Below are 15,004 nucleotides of genomic sequence, written 5' to 3' on the forward strand. Positions count from 1 at the left end.
CCGTCACCCTCCCGGGGCGACGACCCCCGCCGGAAGACCCGGTACGGCCGTACCGCGCCCGGCCCCCGGCCGCCCCGCCCCCAGCCGCCCGGCGAGCAGACGGCCCGCCACGCACACCCCCAGGGCCAGCGCGCCCACCCGCCGCGACAGCCGTACCGCGCGCTCGATGTCCCCGGTGGCGACCGGCCGCGCCCCGCCGTTCAGCACGGCCCGGTGCTCGACCCGGCCGCCGTAGGCCAGCGTGCCCCCGAGCCGGACGCCGAGAGCCCCGGCGAACGACGCCTCGACCGGACCCGCGTTGGGGCTGGGATGCCCGTGCGCGTCCGCCCGCCAGGCCCGTACGGCACCCCGCGCGTCGCCGCCCGCGACCACGGCGAGGGCCGCCGTCAGCCGGGCGCCCGGCGCGCCGACCAGGTCGTCGAGCCGGGCCGCGGCCCAGCCGAACCTGCGGTACCGGGGCGAACGGTGCCCCACCATCGCGTCCAGCGTGTTGGCCGCGCGGAACCCGACCAGACCGGGCACTCCCGCCACCGCGCCCCACACCAGGGCGCCGACCACCGCGTCGGAGGTGTTCTCGGCGACGGATTCGACCACGGCACGGGCGATCTCCGGCCCGTCCAGCGCCTGGGGATCCCGCCCGCACAGATGCGGCAGCCGCTCCCTGGCGGCCTCCAGGTCGCCCGCGGCCAGCGCGTCGCCCACCGCCCGGGCCTCCCGGGCGAGGGACGTACCCCCGACGACGGCCCAGGTGGCGGCGGCGGTCAGGGCCACGGCCGCGGCGGGCTCCCGGCGCGCCGCACGCGCCGCCACGGCGGCCACGGCGACGGCGCCGCCCGCGCATGCGGCGGCGTAGAGGGCGCCCCAGCCGCGGTGGTCACGCCACAGCAGGCGCTCGGCAGCGCCCGCGGCCCGCCCGAAGGCGGCCACGGGGTGGCCCCGGCGCGGGTCGCCGAGCAGCAGGTCGCCGAGGAGGCCGGCCGTGGCGCCGTACGCGAAGACCCGGTCGGCACGCATCGCTCAGCGCCCGTGGGAGACGGCCGGAGAGCCGGCGGCGGGAGCTGGTCCGGGACCGGTCGGCGAAAGGCGGAGGGGGGCCGGAGGGGACGGTGAGCGATGCGTGCCGGAAGGATTCAGCGGACCCCGGAGGGACCGCGACGCGCTCCCGTGAGCGGGGGCCGAGACGATGCCGCGCATGGCGAATTGTCCTCACTCAGGGTGTCCGCGCCCTGGTTCGACGTGAAACGGCGGCGAGAGTTCCTGGCTCCCGGGGACGTACTCCCCGGTGACAGTGGCGGGACCGCGCCGGATTCGCACCGGCTTCCTCTGCTGCCTCCGTAGTGGCCCCGGCAGTCCACCACGGGGTGAGAACGGCCGTCAACTCGCCCCTGACCTGCGACGGAGCAGTGTGCGCAGAGCCACATCCCCGGTTCGGGAGCCGGATACGCGAAGAGCCGGGCCCGACCCGCGAGGGTGTCGGACCCGGCTCACCGCGGCCGTGGGGACGGCCGGGCACCGAGCAGGTCGGGGCGGGGGATCAGGTGATGATCAGGTAGATCCCGTACGCCACGGCCAGCGTGCAGAGCGTGAAGCAGGCATAGGCGCCGGTACGGGCCAGGGGCGCGGAGCCCCCGTTGGCCGCGGCGGCGTCCTGCTTGGTCAGGCCGATGACTCCGAGGGCGAACAGGCCCACGAGGAACACGGTGCCGACGAGGCTGACACCGAAGACGGAGCCGAGGGCTTCCCAGTCGATTTTCATGGTGATCTGTCCTTACACCGCGGCCGGGCTGGCCGGACCGGTCTCGGGGGCCGACGGCGCGGGAGAAGGGGTGGAGGTGGGGGAGGAGGGGATGGTGGTCTTCAGTTCGTCGTGCTCGACGACACCGGCGGGCGGCGGGGTGACGGCCGCCATGGCGGTGGTGACGACACCGGGGGAGTCCGTGGAGTCGCCGTCGGAGGCGGCGGTCCCGTCCTCGACGTCGTTCACATTGGTGTGGTCGACGACCTGGCGGCGCGAGATCACCCAGATCGCGGCGGAGGAGGCCACGAGGAAGACCGCGACGGCGGCGACGCCCCAGTCACCCTGCTTGGTGACGAACTCGGAGGCGGCGGCGACCAGACCGGCGGCCGGCAGGGTCAGACCCCAGGCGACGAACATCCGGGTGGCGGTGGACCAGCGGACCACACCGCCCTTGCGGCCCAGGCCGGCGCCCATGACGGCGCCGGAGCAGGAGTGCGTGGTGGAGAGGGAGAAGCCGAGGTTCGAGGAGGCCAGGATGACCGTCGCGGCGCTGGTCTGGGCGGCGAAGCCCTGCTGCGGCTGGAGGTCGGTGAGGCCCTTGCCCATGGTGCGGATGATGCGCCAGCCTCCGAGGTACGTACCGAGGGCGATGGCGACACCCGCGGAGACGATGACCCACATCGGGGGGTTGGAGCCGGGGGCGAGGACGTTGCCGGCGACCAGGGCCAGGGTGATGACACCCATGGTCTTCTGGGCGTCGTTGGTGCCGTGTGCCAGGGAGACCAGTCCCGCGGAGGCGATCTGACCCGCCTTGTACCCCTTGTCGGTGGCCTTCAGGTCGGTGTTGCGGCCGATGCGGTACGTCATCCGGGTGCCGATGTAACCGGCGAGGCCGGCGACCAGGGGAGCGGCGATGGCCGGGATCAGAACCTTGGTGATCACCGTGCCGCCGTTGACGGAGCTGAAGCCGACGGAGGCGACGGTCGCACCGATCAGACCGCCCATCAGGGCGTGCGACGAGCTGGACGGCAGTCCGACCAGCCAGGTCAGCAGATTCCAAAGGATGGCGCCGACGAGCGCCGCGAAGATGACTTCTGGGGTGATGCCTGCCTCGTCGACGATGCCACTGGAGATCGTCTTGGCGACCTCCACCGACAGGAACGCGCCGACGAGGTTGAGCACGGCGGACATGGCCACCGCGGTCTTGGGCTTCATGGCGCCGGTCGAGATGGTCGTCGCCATCGCGTTGGCGGTGTCATGGAAACCGTTCGTGAAATCGAACACGAGAGCCGTCACGATCACTATCGCGAGCAGCAGCGTGATGTGTTCCATTTACCCAGGCAATCTTTGGAGGTCAGTGGCTCGCCGAACGTAAGTAACCTGGGTGAACGGAAGGTGAACTGGGGCCGGACTGAGGGTGTATCCAAGCGGTTCTCGCGATTCCGCTTCGGTTTCCGGGGCCTCTCGGGGACCTCTTGGGGGCGTCTCCGCCGGGGCCGGCGGGGCTCTCCCGGGCAGAAAGAGCGATTCATCCGATCTTGTGGTGATATCCATCACGGGGGCCCTGTCCCCCCGGAACCCCGGCTGACAGGATCGCCCCCATGACCGAACCGACCGCACACACGTCCGACGGCGCTCTCGAACACACCTGGCGGCAACTGGTCGAAACGGCCCGCAGAACGGCCGCGGAGGGACTGGTCGTGGGGACCTCCGGCAATGTCTCCGCGCGCGTGGGGCAACTGGTCCTCGTCACCCCCAGCGGAGTGCCCTACGACCGGCTCACGGAGCGTGACCTCACCGCCGTCGACCTCGAAGGACGGCAGGTGATCGGGGAGCTGAAGCCCACAAGTGAGCTGCCGCTGCACCTGGCGGTCCACCGGTCGCGCGACGCCGGTGCCGTCGTCCACACCCACGCGGCCCACGCCACCGCGGTCTCCGCCCTGGTCGCCGAGGTGCCCCCGGTCCACTACATGACGGCGGACCTCGGCGGTCCGGTACGGGTCGCGCCGTACGCCGTCTACGGCTCCGACGAGCTGGCCGGGAACATGCTCACGGCCCTCCGCGACCGGGAGGCCTGCCTGCTGGGGAACCACGGCACCGTCGCGGTCGGCGCGACGCTGGAGCAGGCGTACGACCGGACGGCGCAGCTGGAGTGGATGTGCCGGGTCTGGCTCCTCGCCGCCTCGGTCCCCGGACTCGCCCCGCGCCTCCTCACCCGCGACCAGCTCGCCGAGACGGCGGACCGGCTCCGCTCGTACGGCCAGCCCGCCCGACGACCGCGCCCCGCGCCCGAACAGCGCGCGTCGCCGACCGCCTGACGCGACGGACCCCGCCGACCGCCCACCGCCCCGGCCGACCGCTCACCGCCCCCGCCGGGGCTTCCCGCTCACCGCCCCCGCCGGGGCGGCGCGCCCGGCCGCGCGCACCGGCTCTCCCGCGGCCGTGCCGGGGCAGCCCGCGCCCGGCGTCCCGTACCCCGGTGGGCGGCGCCCCACTGGCAGCCGGGCGCGCCGGTCCCCACACTGGAACGGTGCGCCCGGTAACCGCGACGGCCGCCGCCGTCACCACAGTCGCAGTCGCAGGCATCGGCACCGCCGCGGCCCTCGCCCGCCGCGCCGTCGACGCCACCCTGCGTCCCGCGCCCGACCGGCCGCTCCCCGGCGACCCCCGGCTCACCGTCCACGCCGTCGGCCCCGGCCGGGTGACCCTCACCCGCGCCCTGGCATCCCGCAGACCCGGGACGTACGGCCTCACCGGCCCCGGTGTCCACGCCGTCGCGGGCCCCGTGATCGACGATCCCGCCACCACACCCGACACCGTCGTCCGGCGCCTCGACGCGGTCGGCCCCGCCGCCCCCGAGCCCGGCACCAAAGTGCGGATGAGCACCGGGCTGCACACCGGCGACCCCGACTCCGCACTCGGCATCGCCTACGAGGAGGTCACCGTCCCCGGCGAGCTGGGCGCCCTCCCGGCCTGGTTCGTCCCCGGCACCCGCGACCTCTGGGTGATCGCCGTCCACGGCCTCGGCACCACCCGCGAGCTGGCCCTGAACCTGCTGCCGTTCCTGCACGGCCGCAGCCTGCCCGTCCTCGCCGTCGGCTACCGCGGCGACCCCGGAGCGCCCCGCTCGCCCGACGGGCTCGGCCACCTCGGCGAGACCGAGTGGCGCGACCTCGACGCGGCCCTCCGGTACGCGGTCTCCCGCGGCGCCCGCCGCGTCGTCCTCCACGGCTGGTCCACCGGCGCCACCATGGCCCTCCACACCGCCGCCAACTCGGCCCTGCGCGAGCACGTCACGGGCCTGGTCCTCGACTCCCCGGTCCTCGACCAGGAGGCGGCCCTGCGCGCCCTGGCCCGCGCCCGGCACGTCCCGGGCCCCCTGGTGCCCCTCGTCGTCCGGGCCGCCCGCGGCCGGGCGGGGCTCTACCGCGACCGGCTGCCGGTCGCCGCCGACGCCCAGGCCGTCCGCGTACCGACCCTGATCCTGCACGGCCCCGACGACACGCTCGCCCCCTGGGGCCCCTCCCGGCAACTCGCCGCTGCCCGTCCGGACCTGGTCACCCTGCGAACCGTCCTCGACGCCCCGCACGCGGCGATGTGGAACACCGACCCCGCCGCCTACGAGGAGGCGCTGCGTCGCTTCCTCACCCCTCTGATGTAGCGGCCGGGACGGGCCCGGCCGGGGTCTTCCGGGTGCCGTCCCGAGGCCCCGGCCACCACCCGCTGAACGCGGTCCGTCCCGTTCCGTTTGGGCTTTCGGGCCGTCAACGGGAAGACTGCTCCCCGTGACGTCCCGAAAGCCTGATGAGCAATTGGCGCGCAACCCCAGACTCCGTCTCGTCCGCCCGCGACCGCTGACCAGCGCACGCAAGGCCGTGACCACCCGGCGCACCCGGCCCGCGCCGAGGCCCCCCGAGGGCACACCGCCCCCCGCCGAACTGGCCCGCCAGGCCCGTACGGTCCTCTCCGACGCGGTACGCGTCGCCCGCTGGGCCGCCGTCGACGGCGACGCCGCCGGTACGGTCCCGCTCACCGATACCACCGAGGAGCGGGCCGCCGCCGCGCTCGGACTGACCCCGCGGCAGGTCCGCGCGGGCTGGGACCGCGCCCGGCTCGCCGGACTCGTCGAACTCCACGGCGACACGGCGCGCCCCGGCTGGCGGCTGAGGGCCTGGGACCGCGACGACATGGCCGTCCTGCGGGGCTGGGTCGCCCTCTTCGACGCCTGGTCGCTGGCGCATCCCGCCCCCGGCGGCACCGCGCCGACCGCCGTCGCCGAAGTCGTCGAGGCCGTGCCCCAGCTGCTGTCCCTCCTCCAGCTGTCGGCCGGCCCCGTCCTCGTACCGGCCCTGCTCGACCTGCTGGAGCAGCGGGTGGCCGAGCTGCGCGAGGAACGCTGCGAGGTCGCCCTCGCCCCGACGGCCCCCGGCGCCCCGGACGCCCCCGCTGTCCCGCAGGTAACAGCGGCATCGGCTGCACCTGAGGGATCTGCCGGATCTGCCGGATCTACGGGTTCAACGGGCTCTACGGGCCCCGCGGCATCGACCGTCCCCGCCACCGTCTCCGTGTCCGTGTCGTCCGCACCAACCGACCCGGAGGCACCGACCGACTCCCGGACCCCGACCGACTCCCGGAACCCGGCCGTCACCGAGGTCGCGATCGTCACGGAGGTCACGGTCGCCCCGGGTGGCTCCCCGATCGCGGGAGTCGCCGCCGTCCCCCCGCCCGGCACGGCCGCCCCCCTGCTCGACTGGGCGCTCGACGGCCTCGCCGCCGTCGGCGCCCTCACCCTCGACCGGGGCCGCTCCGCCACCCTCACCCCCCTCGGCAACTGGGCGGTCTGGGTCAAGCTGGAGCAGATCTGCGTCGCCGCCCAGAGCCCGGCCGGGAACATCGAACAGCCCGCCGAGGACATGCTCCGCGGCTGTGCCCGGCTCACCCCGGGACCCGCCCGCGCCGAATACCGCGCCTGGCTCGCCGCCCGTACGGTCGCCGGGGCCGTCGCCGAACTGCTCACCGTCGCACGCGGCGAGGACGCCCTGCTGCGCGGCCTCGCCTTCGAGGCCCTCCGTGTCGTCGGCGCCCCCGCCGAGGGCGAGGTCAGGGCCGCGTCCGGCGAGCCGTCGCTGCGCCCGTACGCCCTGCTCTGGCTCGCCGAGTACGACGGCGTCGACCCCGAGGACGCCCATGACGCCCTCACCCGCGAGGAGGCCACCTGGCTCTGGGTCGACACCGCCGCCGCCGTCGCCGACCACGGGGAGCCCCAGCTCCTGCTGCGCCATCTCGACGCGGCGGTCCAGGGCACGGTCCCGGCGCTGCTGGACGAGGTCCGCTCCGGCGGCCACCCGCGTACGGTCCAGGTCCTGGTCGCCCTCGCCGCCGCGCACCCCGACCCGGCGCTCGCCAAGGCGCTGCGCCGCGCGGCCTTCCAGGTCCACACCGGCGGCGCCTGACCCCGCCCCCGTGCCGGATCCGCCGGTACGGGGCCGGGAGCGCGCGCCTCCGGCCCCGTACCGACGCCCCCGGCACGGACCCCCGCACCGGGAGCGGAACCCGGCCACCGCCGCACCGCCGCACTGCCGTCCTGCCCGGGGCCGCCAGGTGGCCGCCGTGCGGCCGGTAAAAGCACTTGCACGCCCCGTTAGACTGGCCCTATGGCCATTCTCCTCGCGCAATAGACGGCGTCGTAGCAGCGCACGCCCACCCCTCCGCCGTCCATACCGCTGTTTCTGGAGTCTGTCCGTGATCACCGCTTCCGGCATCGAGTTGCGCGCCGGCGCCCGTGTCCTCATCGAGTCCGCTTCCTTCCGGGTCGCCAAGGGCGACCGCATCGGCCTCGTCGGCCGCAACGGCGCGGGGAAGACGACCCTCACCAAGTGTCTGGCGGGTGAGGGCATCCCCGCCGCGGGCGCCATCGCCCGCTCCGGCGAGGTCGGCTACCTCCCGCAGGACCCGCGCACCGGCGACCTCGACGCCCTCGCCCGCGACCGCATCCTCTCCGCCCGCGAGCTGGACACCGTGCTCCGCAAGATGCGGGAGAACGAGGACCGGATGGCGAACGGCCAGGGCGCCACGCGCGAGAAGGCGATGAAGAAGTACGAGCGCCTGGAGACCGAGTTCCTCACCAAGGGCGGCTACGCGGCCGAGGCCGAGGCGGCCACCATCGCCGCCGCCCTCGGACTGCCCGACCGGGTGCTCGGCCAGCCGCTGCACACCCTCTCCGGTGGTCAGCGCCGCCGTGTCGAACTCGCCCGGATCCTCTTCTCGGACGCCGACACGCTCCTCCTCGACGAGCCGACCAACCACCTCGACGCCGACTCGATCGTCTGGCTCCGGGACTATCTGAAGACCTACCGCGGCGGCTTCATCGTCATCTCCCACGACGTCGACCTGGTCGAGACCGTCGTCAACAAGGTCTTTTACCTCGACGCCAACCGCGCCACCATCGACGTCTACAACATGGGCTGGAAGCTCTACCAGCAGCAGCGCGAGGCCGACGAGAAGCGCCGCAGGCGCGAGCGCCAGAACGCCGAGAAGAAGGCCGCCGCCCTCAACGCCCAGGCCGACAAGATGCGCGCCAAGGCCACCAAGACGGTCGCCGCGCAGAACATGGCCCGGCGCGCCGAGCGGCTGCTGTCGGGCCTGGAGGACGCCCGGGTCGCCGACAAGGTGGCCAAGCTCCGCTTCCCCGAACCCGCGCCCTGCGGGAAGACCCCGCTGCGGGCCGAAGGGCTCTCCAAGTCCTACGGGTCGCTGGAGATCTTCACCGATGTCGACCTGGCCGTCGACAAGGGCTCCCGGGTGGTCATCCTGGGCCTCAACGGCGCCGGCAAGACGACGCTGCTGCGGCTGCTCGCCGGGGTCGAGGACCCCGACACCGGCGCGGTCACCCCCGGTCACGGTCTGAAGCTCGGCTACTACGCCCAGGAGCACGAGACCCTCGACCCCGACCGCACCGTCCTGGAGAACATGCGGTCCTCCGCGCCCGACCTCGACCTCGTCGAGGTACGGAAGACACTGGGCTCCTTCCTCTTCTCCGGCGACGACGTCGACAAGCCGGCGGGGGTCCTCTCCGGTGGTGAGAAGACCCGGCTGGCCCTGGCCACGCTGGTGGTGTCGGCGGCGAACGTACTGCTGCTCGACGAGCCGACGAACAACCTCGACCCGGCCAGCCGCGCGGAGATCCTCGGCGCGCTGCGGACGTACAAGGGCGCGGTCATCCTGGTCACGCACGACGAGGGCGCGGTGGAGGCGCTGGAGCCGGAGCGGATCATTCTGCTGCCCGACGGCGTCGAGGACCTGTGGGGCGCGGACTACGCGGACCTGGTGGCGCTCGCCTGATCCCGCCGGAGCCGGGCGCGGTACCCCCGCGCTCGGCGCGACGGGCGTTGATGATCACTTCCGTAGGGATCATTCGGCTCACGGGTGATCCGTCATCTGAGTGAGACGCTCTGGTACCCCGGTGTGGTTGCTGGCGCAGGCCGAACATTTTCCACCAGCCAGGTCGCGGCCCGGTGCGCCTCCCCGCGCACCGGCTCTGACCTGGTGTCTCTTTCCCGATCCGGATTTCGGAGCGGATCCACGGGCCGTCGGAATCCAGGATTCCGGCCTGCTGGGGGCGGCTTTGCACCGTGAAGCTCGTCCCATGGACCTTGCCGAATGGGTGGCCAGGAGAGCCGCAAGGGGTGATCATGAGAAGTCCAGAGCGCACTTCCCATGAGGAGGCACGGGTGGCCGAGACTCTGAAGAAGGGCAGCCGGGTGACCGGCGCCGCGCGCGACAAGCTCGCGGCAGACCTGAAGAAGAAGTACGACTCCGGTGCGAGTATCCGGGCGCTGGCCGAGGAGACCGGCCGGTCCTACGGATTCGTCCACCGGATGCTGAGTGAGTCCGGAGTCGTCCTCCGCGGACGCGGTGGCGCGACCCGGGGAAAGAAGGCCGCCTCGGCCTGACGCGCGGAGTCGCCTTCGGGCGCTCCCGCGTCGTTCCTCCGGACGCCCGCCGGATCCGGGCGCGCTGGGTCGACACGGCTCGCGCGTCGGGTCCGCGCAGGTCATGGGCGGCCCGTCGCCGGACGGCTCTCCGGTGCCGGGCGGGGTCATCCCCCCGGTCGCCGGGTGTGCGCCCGGCGGGATTCGCTTGGTCCGCCGGGTGGTTACTGTGCGGTCGCTTAGTCTACCGTGGACTGGCACCGTGCCGCACCGACCCGGAGGCGCCCCATGACCACGCCCGAATCCGTACAGGACACCCCGCGCGACGACGTGCCGGAGACCGTGCTGGACGAGGACGGCGTACGGCTCACCATCGCGGACGCGGTGGCCACGGTGACGCTGGCCCGCGCGGCCAAGCGGAACGCCCAGTCGCCCGCGATGTGGCGGGCCCTGGCCCGGGCCGGACGGTCGCTGCCGGGGTCGGTCCGGGTCGTGGTGCTGCGCGGAGAGGGCCCGTCCTTCTCCGCCGGACTCGACCGCCAGGGGTTCACCCCGGAGGGCTTCGGCGGCGAGCCGTCGTTCATCGACCTGGCACGCCGTGACGACGCGGCGCTGGACGCCGCGATCGCCGAGTACCAGGAGGCGTTCACCTGGTGGCGCCGGAGCGATCTCGTCTCCGTCGCCGCGGTGCGGGGGCATGCCATCGGGGCGGGCTTCCAGCTCGCCCTCGCCTGCGATCTGCGGATCCTCGCCGACGACGCGCGGTTCGCCATGCGGGAGACCAGCCTCGGTCTGGTCCCCGATCTGACCGGTACGCATCCCCTGGTCTCCCTCGTCGGCTACGCCCGCGCGCTGGAGATCTGCGCCACCGGGCGGTTCGTCCACGCCGACGAGGCGGAGCGCACCGGCCTGGCCAATCTCGTCGTCCCGGCCGCCGAACTCGACGCGGCCGTCCACGACCTCACCACGGCCCTGCTGGCCGCGCCCAGGGACGCCGTCGTGGAGACGAAGGCGCTGCTCCAGGGCGCGGTGCACCGTTCGTACGAGGATCAGCGCGCCGCCGAGCGCGCGGCCCAGGCGCGCCGTCTCCGGGATCTGGCGGGCCTCGGCGACTGAACCCGGATCAGCGCCGGGGGCCCGGCCGGTCCACCGCCGTGACCAGGACTGATACCGGGAGATCCGCCCCGAGCGCCGCCAGGGCCGCCGCCCGGACCGCCCGTACCACCGCCAGCGGCCGGTGATCACCCGCCATCGCGCACTCCACCCGCACATGATCGGACGCCCGGTGCACGGGCGCGCCCAGGACCCCGGTCAGCCCGGCCACACCCGGGACCCGCGCCACGGCGACGGCGACCGGGTCGTCCGCGTAGTCGGACGGGGGCACACCGGCCGTCGACCCGTCCCGTCGCCCGGTCGGTCCATCGGCGCGGCCGGGGTCCGCCGAAGCGTCCAGCACATCCGTGAGTCGTAGATCGATCCCGGCCACCACCAGGTCCAGGGTGTCCCGCGCCGCCGTGAGCAGGGCGCCGCGTACCGCCGCGCCCAGCGCCGCCAGTGACTGCCGGGCCAGCGCCGCCCGGTCCGCCGCGAACTCCGCCTCGATCCGCAGCGGGCCGTACGGCAGGGCGCTCGGCGGGGCCGGTACCGCCGGGGCGAGCGCCGCCGGGGGATCGGCGAGCCCGAGCCTCACCCCGCCCGGACGTACGCCCCCGATTCCGGCCGCCGCCCGGATCAGTACCGCTCCGGCGGCCCGTTCCGCCAGCCAGGCGCCGTCCTCGGCCCGGCCCAGTGGCAGCAGCCGGCCCGGGCCGAGCCGGGCCCGTACCGCTTCGGCAGTGGTCATGCCCCCACCCTGCCGTATCCCCGGCGCGAGACCCGGCATTCCGCCTTAGTGTGGGGACATAAGGGTGTAAAGGCGGCAATCATGGCGCTACGGCCCACCGTCGTCGGCACCCGAATGTTCGGCAGGGCCTGGAAAGGACACCGGTATGAGTGACACCGCCAGCAGTGGATCCGGCTCGGGCGACGAGCCGAGGAGGACGTCCGTGAGCAAGCGGGGCGGCGGCGACCCCGGCTCCCGGGGCCGTACCACCATCGCCGACGGCGTCGTCGAGAAGATCACCGGACTCGCGGCCCGGGACGTCGTCGGCGTCCACGCCATGGGCAGCGGACTGTCCCGGACCTTCGGCGCGGTCCGCGACCGGGTACCGGGCGGCGCCAAATCCAGCGTCACCCGTGGGGTGAAGGCCGAGGTCGGCGAGGTTCAGACGGCCATCGACCTGGAGATCGTCGTCGACTACGGCGTGTCGATCACCGATGTGGCCCGCGCGGTACGGGAGAACGTGATCTCGGCGGTGGAGCGGATGACGAGCCTCGAAGTCGTCGAGGTGAACATCGCCGTGAGCGATGTGAAGCTCCCCGAGGAGGAGGACGACGAAGAGGAGCCCCGGCTCCAGTAGCCGAGGGCCGCGGTTCCGGTGGTCCGGACGAAGGAGCTGGGAATGAGTATGTCCGCGGTCGGCCTGGTGGCCGGAATGGCACTCGGCTTCGCCGGGTACTTCGGCGGTTTCGGCGCGTTTCTGCTGGTCGCCGCGCTCGGGGCGGTCGGGTTCGTGGTGGGGCGCTTTCTGGAGGGCGACCTCGAACCCGGTGACTTCTTCCGGAGCCGCGACCGCGGCGACCGGCCCCGGTGACGCGGGTGGCGGGTGAACGGGGCGGCCTCGGAGCCGGCCCGTCCGATACCGCTGGTACGGCCCCGGTCGCCGCGGGCGACCGGGGCGCGACCGTGGTCGCCGACCGGGTCGTCGCCAAGATCGCCGCACAGGCGGCGCGGGAGGCGCTGGGCCGGATTCCGAAAGGCGGCTCGGCGCCGCATGCCGGGGTCGTCGTCCACCACGACACCGCGCGCGTACGGATCAGCCTCGACCTCGACTACCCCGCCGACATCGGCCGGCGGTGCGCCGCCGTACGCCGCCGGGTCGTGGAGCGGGTGACGAGCCTGGCGGGCATGGACGTACCCGAGGTGGACGTCTCCGTCGAAGGTCTCCACCCGGCGCACGCGCGGGCGGCGGGGGAGCGTGACGTCCGATGACGCACCCCGACTCCGGTTCCGGCCCGGACATCGCGGCCGTGCCCGCGCCCGGCGCCGCCGCCGCGAAGGCGCGGCGCCCTTGGTCCACCCGGCGCCTGCCCGCCGCGCTGCTGGCCCTCGTCGTCCTCGGCGGCGCCGGGATCCTGCTCTACGACATCGCGGCGGTACGCGCCGGCCGGCCCGGCATGGCCTGGCGGCGCACGGCCGCCGACGACCTCGCGAGCCGCCCCCTCGACGACACCTGGGCCATGGCCGTCGCGGCCGCGGTCGCCGCCATCGGCCTCTGGCTGCTGATCCTCGCCCTCACCCCCGGCCTCCGCGCCCTGCTCCCCATGCGCCGCGACGCCGACCCGGCCGCCCCCGGGCCCGTACACGCGGCCCTCGCCCGCGACGCGGCGGCCCTGTACCTGCGCGACCGGGCACTGGAGGTGCCGGGCGTGCAGTCCGTACGGGTACGGGTGGGGCGCCGCAAGGCGTCCGTACGGGCGCGGTCCCACTTCCGCGACCTCGACGAGGTCCGCGCCGACCTGGACACGGCCCTCGACGGGGCCGTCGGCGAACTCGGCCTGGCGAAGCCGCCGGTGCCGTCGGTACGGGTGGCGCGGCCGCCCCGCAAGAAGAGGTGAACCGATGCTGCGGACCGTCAACCGAGTGGCACTCGGACTCGCCGGAGTGGTGCTGCTGGCCGTCGGTGGCGCGGCCCTCGCGGCGGGCGCGGGGCTCTCCGTACCGTCCTGGTGGCCCTGGTACGGCCCCGGCGACGTCCCGCTCAGCACGGCGGACCGGGACCGCTGGCGGTCCGAGAGCTGGTGGTGGCCGGTCGTCATCGCCGCCCTCGCCGTCCTGGTCCTGCTCGCGCTCTGGCTGCTGCTGGCCCAGCTCCGCCGCGCCCGGCTCGCCGATGTCGTCGTCGACACCGGCTCCGACGGCGACATCGCACGGGTGCGGGGCCGGGCCCTCGAACAGGCGATGGAGGCGGAGGCCGAGTCGCTCGACGGCGTCGCCCGCGCGCGGATCGCGCTACGGCGCCGCGGGGGTGAGCCGGAGGCGCGGGTACGGCTCAAGCTGGAACCGCACGCCTCCCCGGCGGGGACGCTGCGCGCGCTGACGGCGGAGGCGGTGGAGCACGCCCGCGCCTCCACGGGCCTCGCGACGCTCCCCACCACCACCCGCCTCCACGCCTCCCGCCACGCCCCGACCCGCGTCGCCTGACGTTTCCCTCTCCGGGTGCCGCGCTTCTAAGAGCCCCTGGGCTGAGCGGTCATGTCCGTCGTCGTGGGGAGGGCGGGTGCGGGGTCGCCCCCGCAGCCGTCGGCGGTACGGCAGCGGTGACCGTTTCCAAGGCCCAGGGTTCCGCCGACGGCGAGGAGGTGACCCCGGGACCGACCGACCAACCCGCGCCGCACGGGCGACCCGCAGGGTCCGGGAGTGCGGCCAGCCAACAAGACACACAAGACCCCGCACAACACCCCGCACAACACCCCGCGTCAGAAGCCGTGTCGCGCGCCCCCGTCGACGGGCAGCATCACACCCGTGAGGTACGACGCCGCCGGCGACAGCAGGAACGCGGCCACCCGCCCGAACTCCTCCGGCGCCCCGTACCTCCGCAGCGGAATCCGCGACTCGTGCCCCGCCCGGGACGATTCGGCGTCGCCCGTCAGGGCGTCGAGTTCGCGGACCCGGTCCGTGTCGATCCGGGCGGGCAGCAGGCCCACGACCCGGATGCCGCGCGGGCCGACCTCGTCCGCGAGGGATTTGGCGAAGCCGGCCAGGCCGGGGCGCAGGCCGTTGGAGATGGTGAGGCCGGGGATCGGTTCGTGGACGGAGCCGGAGAGCACGAATCCGACGACACCGCCTTCCCCGAGCGCCCCGACGGCGGCCCGCGCCAGCCGTACGGCGCCGAGGAAGACGGATTCGAAGGCTCCCCGCCACTGTTCGTCGGTGTTGTCGCCCGCCGACCCCGGCGGCGGGCCGCCGACGCTGATCAGGACGCCGTCGACCCGGCCGAAGTGCGCCCGCGCGGCGGCCAGCAGCCGCTCCGCGCCTTCGGGGTCGGCGTTGTCGACGGCGACGCCGACCGCGTCGGCGCCCAGTTCGGCCGCCGCGTCCGCGACGGTCTTCTCGTCCCGTCCGGAGACGACGACCTTCGCGCCCTCGGCGACCAGCGCCCGCGCGGACGCGTTGCCCAGTCCGCGGGAGCCCCCGGTGACGATGTACACACGGTCCTTCAGTCCAAGATCCATG

General features: G+C 74.5%; 16 protein-coding genes and 1 riboswitch. Of the genes, 11 read left to right on the forward strand and 5 right to left on the reverse strand.

Annotated features, from left to right (window positions below; genetic code table 11):
- Positions 1-3 precede the first annotated feature (3 nt).
- From ACFXG1_RS20730 to ACFXG1_RS20740, 3 genes are all read right to left on the reverse strand, one after another.
- The gene (locus ACFXG1_RS20730; protein ID WP_384744016.1) at positions 4-1,014 is read right to left on the reverse strand and encodes a cobalamin biosynthesis protein; all 1,011 of its coding nucleotides are present in this window, start codon (positions 1,012-1,014) and stop codon (positions 4-6) included.
- A gap of 217 nt (positions 1,015-1,231) precedes the next feature.
- A riboswitch (cobalamin riboswitch) is annotated at positions 1,232-1,363 on the reverse strand.
- A gap of 171 nt (positions 1,364-1,534) precedes the next feature.
- On the reverse strand, positions 1,535-1,756 hold the full coding sequence (locus ACFXG1_RS20735) for a hypothetical protein (RefSeq protein ID WP_384744018.1): 222 nt from the start codon (positions 1,754-1,756) through the stop codon (positions 1,535-1,537).
- Between the two features lie 12 nt (positions 1,757-1,768).
- Positions 1,769-3,070 (reverse strand): anion permease, encoded by a 1,302-nt coding sequence (locus ACFXG1_RS20740; protein WP_384719943.1) that lies wholly within the window; start codon positions 3,068-3,070, stop codon positions 1,769-1,771.
- Positions 3,071-3,339: 269 nt separating this feature from the next.
- Between ACFXG1_RS20740 and ACFXG1_RS20745 the strand changes: the two genes are divergently transcribed.
- The 6 genes from ACFXG1_RS20745 to ACFXG1_RS20770 all read left to right on the forward strand — a co-directional run bounded on the left by ACFXG1_RS20745 (position 3,340) and on the right by ACFXG1_RS20770 (position 10,785).
- Complete coding sequence (locus ACFXG1_RS20745) at positions 3,340-4,056, forward strand: class II aldolase/adducin family protein (RefSeq protein WP_384719945.1); 717 nt, start codon at positions 3,340-3,342, stop codon at positions 4,054-4,056.
- A gap of 212 nt (positions 4,057-4,268) precedes the next feature.
- Positions 4,269-5,399 (forward strand): alpha/beta hydrolase, encoded by a 1,131-nt coding sequence (locus ACFXG1_RS20750; protein WP_384719947.1) that lies wholly within the window; start codon positions 4,269-4,271, stop codon positions 5,397-5,399.
- Between the two features lie 214 nt (positions 5,400-5,613).
- Positions 5,614-7,191 (forward strand): hypothetical protein, encoded by a 1,578-nt coding sequence (locus ACFXG1_RS20755; RefSeq protein WP_384744051.1) that lies wholly within the window; start codon positions 5,614-5,616, stop codon positions 7,189-7,191.
- A 289-nt stretch (positions 7,192-7,480) separates the two neighbouring features.
- Positions 7,481-9,079, forward strand: a complete 1,599-nt coding sequence (locus tag ACFXG1_RS20760) for an ABC-F family ATP-binding cassette domain-containing protein (protein ID WP_384744021.1) — start codon at positions 7,481-7,483, stop codon at positions 9,077-9,079.
- Between the two features lie 389 nt (positions 9,080-9,468).
- Positions 9,469-9,690 (forward strand): helix-turn-helix domain-containing protein, encoded by a 222-nt coding sequence (locus tag ACFXG1_RS20765; RefSeq protein ID WP_005319113.1) that lies wholly within the window; start codon positions 9,469-9,471, stop codon positions 9,688-9,690.
- A 267-nt stretch (positions 9,691-9,957) separates the two neighbouring features.
- Complete coding sequence (locus ACFXG1_RS20770; protein ID WP_384719077.1) at positions 9,958-10,785, forward strand: enoyl-CoA hydratase/isomerase family protein; 828 nt, start codon at positions 9,958-9,960, stop codon at positions 10,783-10,785.
- Positions 10,786-10,792: 7 nt separating this feature from the next.
- Here the strand turns inward: ACFXG1_RS20770 and ACFXG1_RS20775 are convergent, their stop codons facing one another.
- Complete coding sequence (locus ACFXG1_RS20775; protein WP_384719079.1) at positions 10,793-11,512, reverse strand: hypothetical protein; 720 nt, start codon at positions 11,510-11,512, stop codon at positions 10,793-10,795.
- A gap of 145 nt (positions 11,513-11,657) precedes the next feature.
- On the opposite strand from ACFXG1_RS20775, the gene ACFXG1_RS20780 reads away from it, so the two are divergent.
- Genes ACFXG1_RS20780 through amaP form a run of 5 tightly spaced genes read left to right on the forward strand, consistent with a single transcriptional unit; the run spans position 11,658 to position 13,972 of the window.
- On the forward strand, positions 11,658-12,128 hold the full coding sequence (locus ACFXG1_RS20780; RefSeq protein WP_384744023.1) for an Asp23/Gls24 family envelope stress response protein: 471 nt from the start codon (positions 11,658-11,660) through the stop codon (positions 12,126-12,128).
- A gap of 42 nt (positions 12,129-12,170) precedes the next feature.
- Positions 12,171-12,362 carry a hypothetical protein gene (locus ACFXG1_RS20785; RefSeq protein WP_384719083.1) on the forward strand — a complete coding sequence of 64 codons (192 nt, stop codon included), beginning with the start codon at positions 12,171-12,173 and terminating at the stop codon, positions 12,360-12,362.
- Positions 12,363-12,367: 5 nt separating this feature from the next.
- Positions 12,368-12,760, forward strand: coding sequence for an Asp23/Gls24 family envelope stress response protein (locus ACFXG1_RS20790; protein WP_384744026.1), 393 nt, complete (start codon positions 12,368-12,370; stop codon positions 12,758-12,760).
- Positions 12,757-13,386, forward strand: a complete 630-nt coding sequence (locus ACFXG1_RS20795; RefSeq protein ID WP_384744028.1) for a DUF6286 domain-containing protein — start codon at positions 12,757-12,759, stop codon at positions 13,384-13,386. The genes ACFXG1_RS20790 and ACFXG1_RS20795 overlap by 4 nt, the downstream gene beginning before the upstream one ends.
- A 4-nt stretch (positions 13,387-13,390) precedes the next feature.
- Positions 13,391-13,972: an alkaline shock response membrane anchor protein AmaP gene (gene amaP / locus ACFXG1_RS20800; protein WP_384744030.1), complete on the forward strand. Its 582-nt coding sequence runs from the start codon at positions 13,391-13,393 to the stop codon at positions 13,970-13,972.
- Between the two features lie 275 nt (positions 13,973-14,247).
- Here the strand turns inward: amaP and ACFXG1_RS20805 are convergent, their stop codons facing one another.
- Positions 14,248-15,003, reverse strand: coding sequence for an SDR family oxidoreductase (locus tag ACFXG1_RS20805; RefSeq protein ID WP_384744032.1), 756 nt, complete (start codon positions 15,001-15,003; stop codon positions 14,248-14,250).
- Between the last annotated feature and the right edge of the window lies 1 nt (position 15,004).

Origin of the sequence: Streptomyces sp. NPDC059248, from assembly GCF_042753905.1 — a bacterium.
Taxonomy (GTDB): Bacteria; Actinomycetota; Actinomycetes; order Streptomycetales; family Streptomycetaceae; genus Streptomyces.

What these genes read in the sequence shown, in the direction of transcription:
- ACFXG1_RS20730 (WP_384744016.1), bottom strand. Translation starts at nt 1,014, where the DNA reads ATGCGTGCCGACCGGGTCTTCGCGTACGGCGCCACGGCCGGCCTCCTC.
- ACFXG1_RS20735 (WP_384744018.1), bottom strand. Translation starts at nt 1,756, where the DNA reads ATGAAAATCGACTGGGAAGCCCTCGGCTCCGTCTTCGGTGTCAGCCTC.
- ACFXG1_RS20740 (WP_384719943.1), bottom strand. Translation starts at nt 3,070, where the DNA reads ATGGAACACATCACGCTGCTGCTCGCGATAGTGATCGTGACGGCTCTC.
- ACFXG1_RS20745 (WP_384719945.1), top strand. Translation starts at nt 3,340, where the DNA reads ATGACCGAACCGACCGCACACACGTCCGACGGCGCTCTCGAACACACC.
- ACFXG1_RS20770 (WP_384719077.1), top strand. Translation starts at nt 9,958, where the DNA reads ATGACCACGCCCGAATCCGTACAGGACACCCCGCGCGACGACGTGCCG.
- ACFXG1_RS20775 (WP_384719079.1), bottom strand. Translation starts at nt 11,512, where the DNA reads ATGACCACTGCCGAAGCGGTACGGGCCCGGCTCGGCCCGGGCCGGCTG.
- ACFXG1_RS20780 (WP_384744023.1), top strand. Translation starts at nt 11,658, where the DNA reads ATGAGTGACACCGCCAGCAGTGGATCCGGCTCGGGCGACGAGCCGAGG.
- ACFXG1_RS20785 (WP_384719083.1), top strand. Translation starts at nt 12,171, where the DNA reads ATGAGTATGTCCGCGGTCGGCCTGGTGGCCGGAATGGCACTCGGCTTC.
- ACFXG1_RS20795 (WP_384744028.1), top strand. Translation starts at nt 12,757, where the DNA reads ATGACGCACCCCGACTCCGGTTCCGGCCCGGACATCGCGGCCGTGCCC.
- amaP (WP_384744030.1), top strand. Translation starts at nt 13,391, where the DNA reads ATGCTGCGGACCGTCAACCGAGTGGCACTCGGACTCGCCGGAGTGGTG.
- ACFXG1_RS20805 (WP_384744032.1), bottom strand. Translation starts at nt 15,003, where the DNA reads ATGGATCTTGGACTGAAGGACCGTGTGTACATCGTCACCGGGGGCTCC.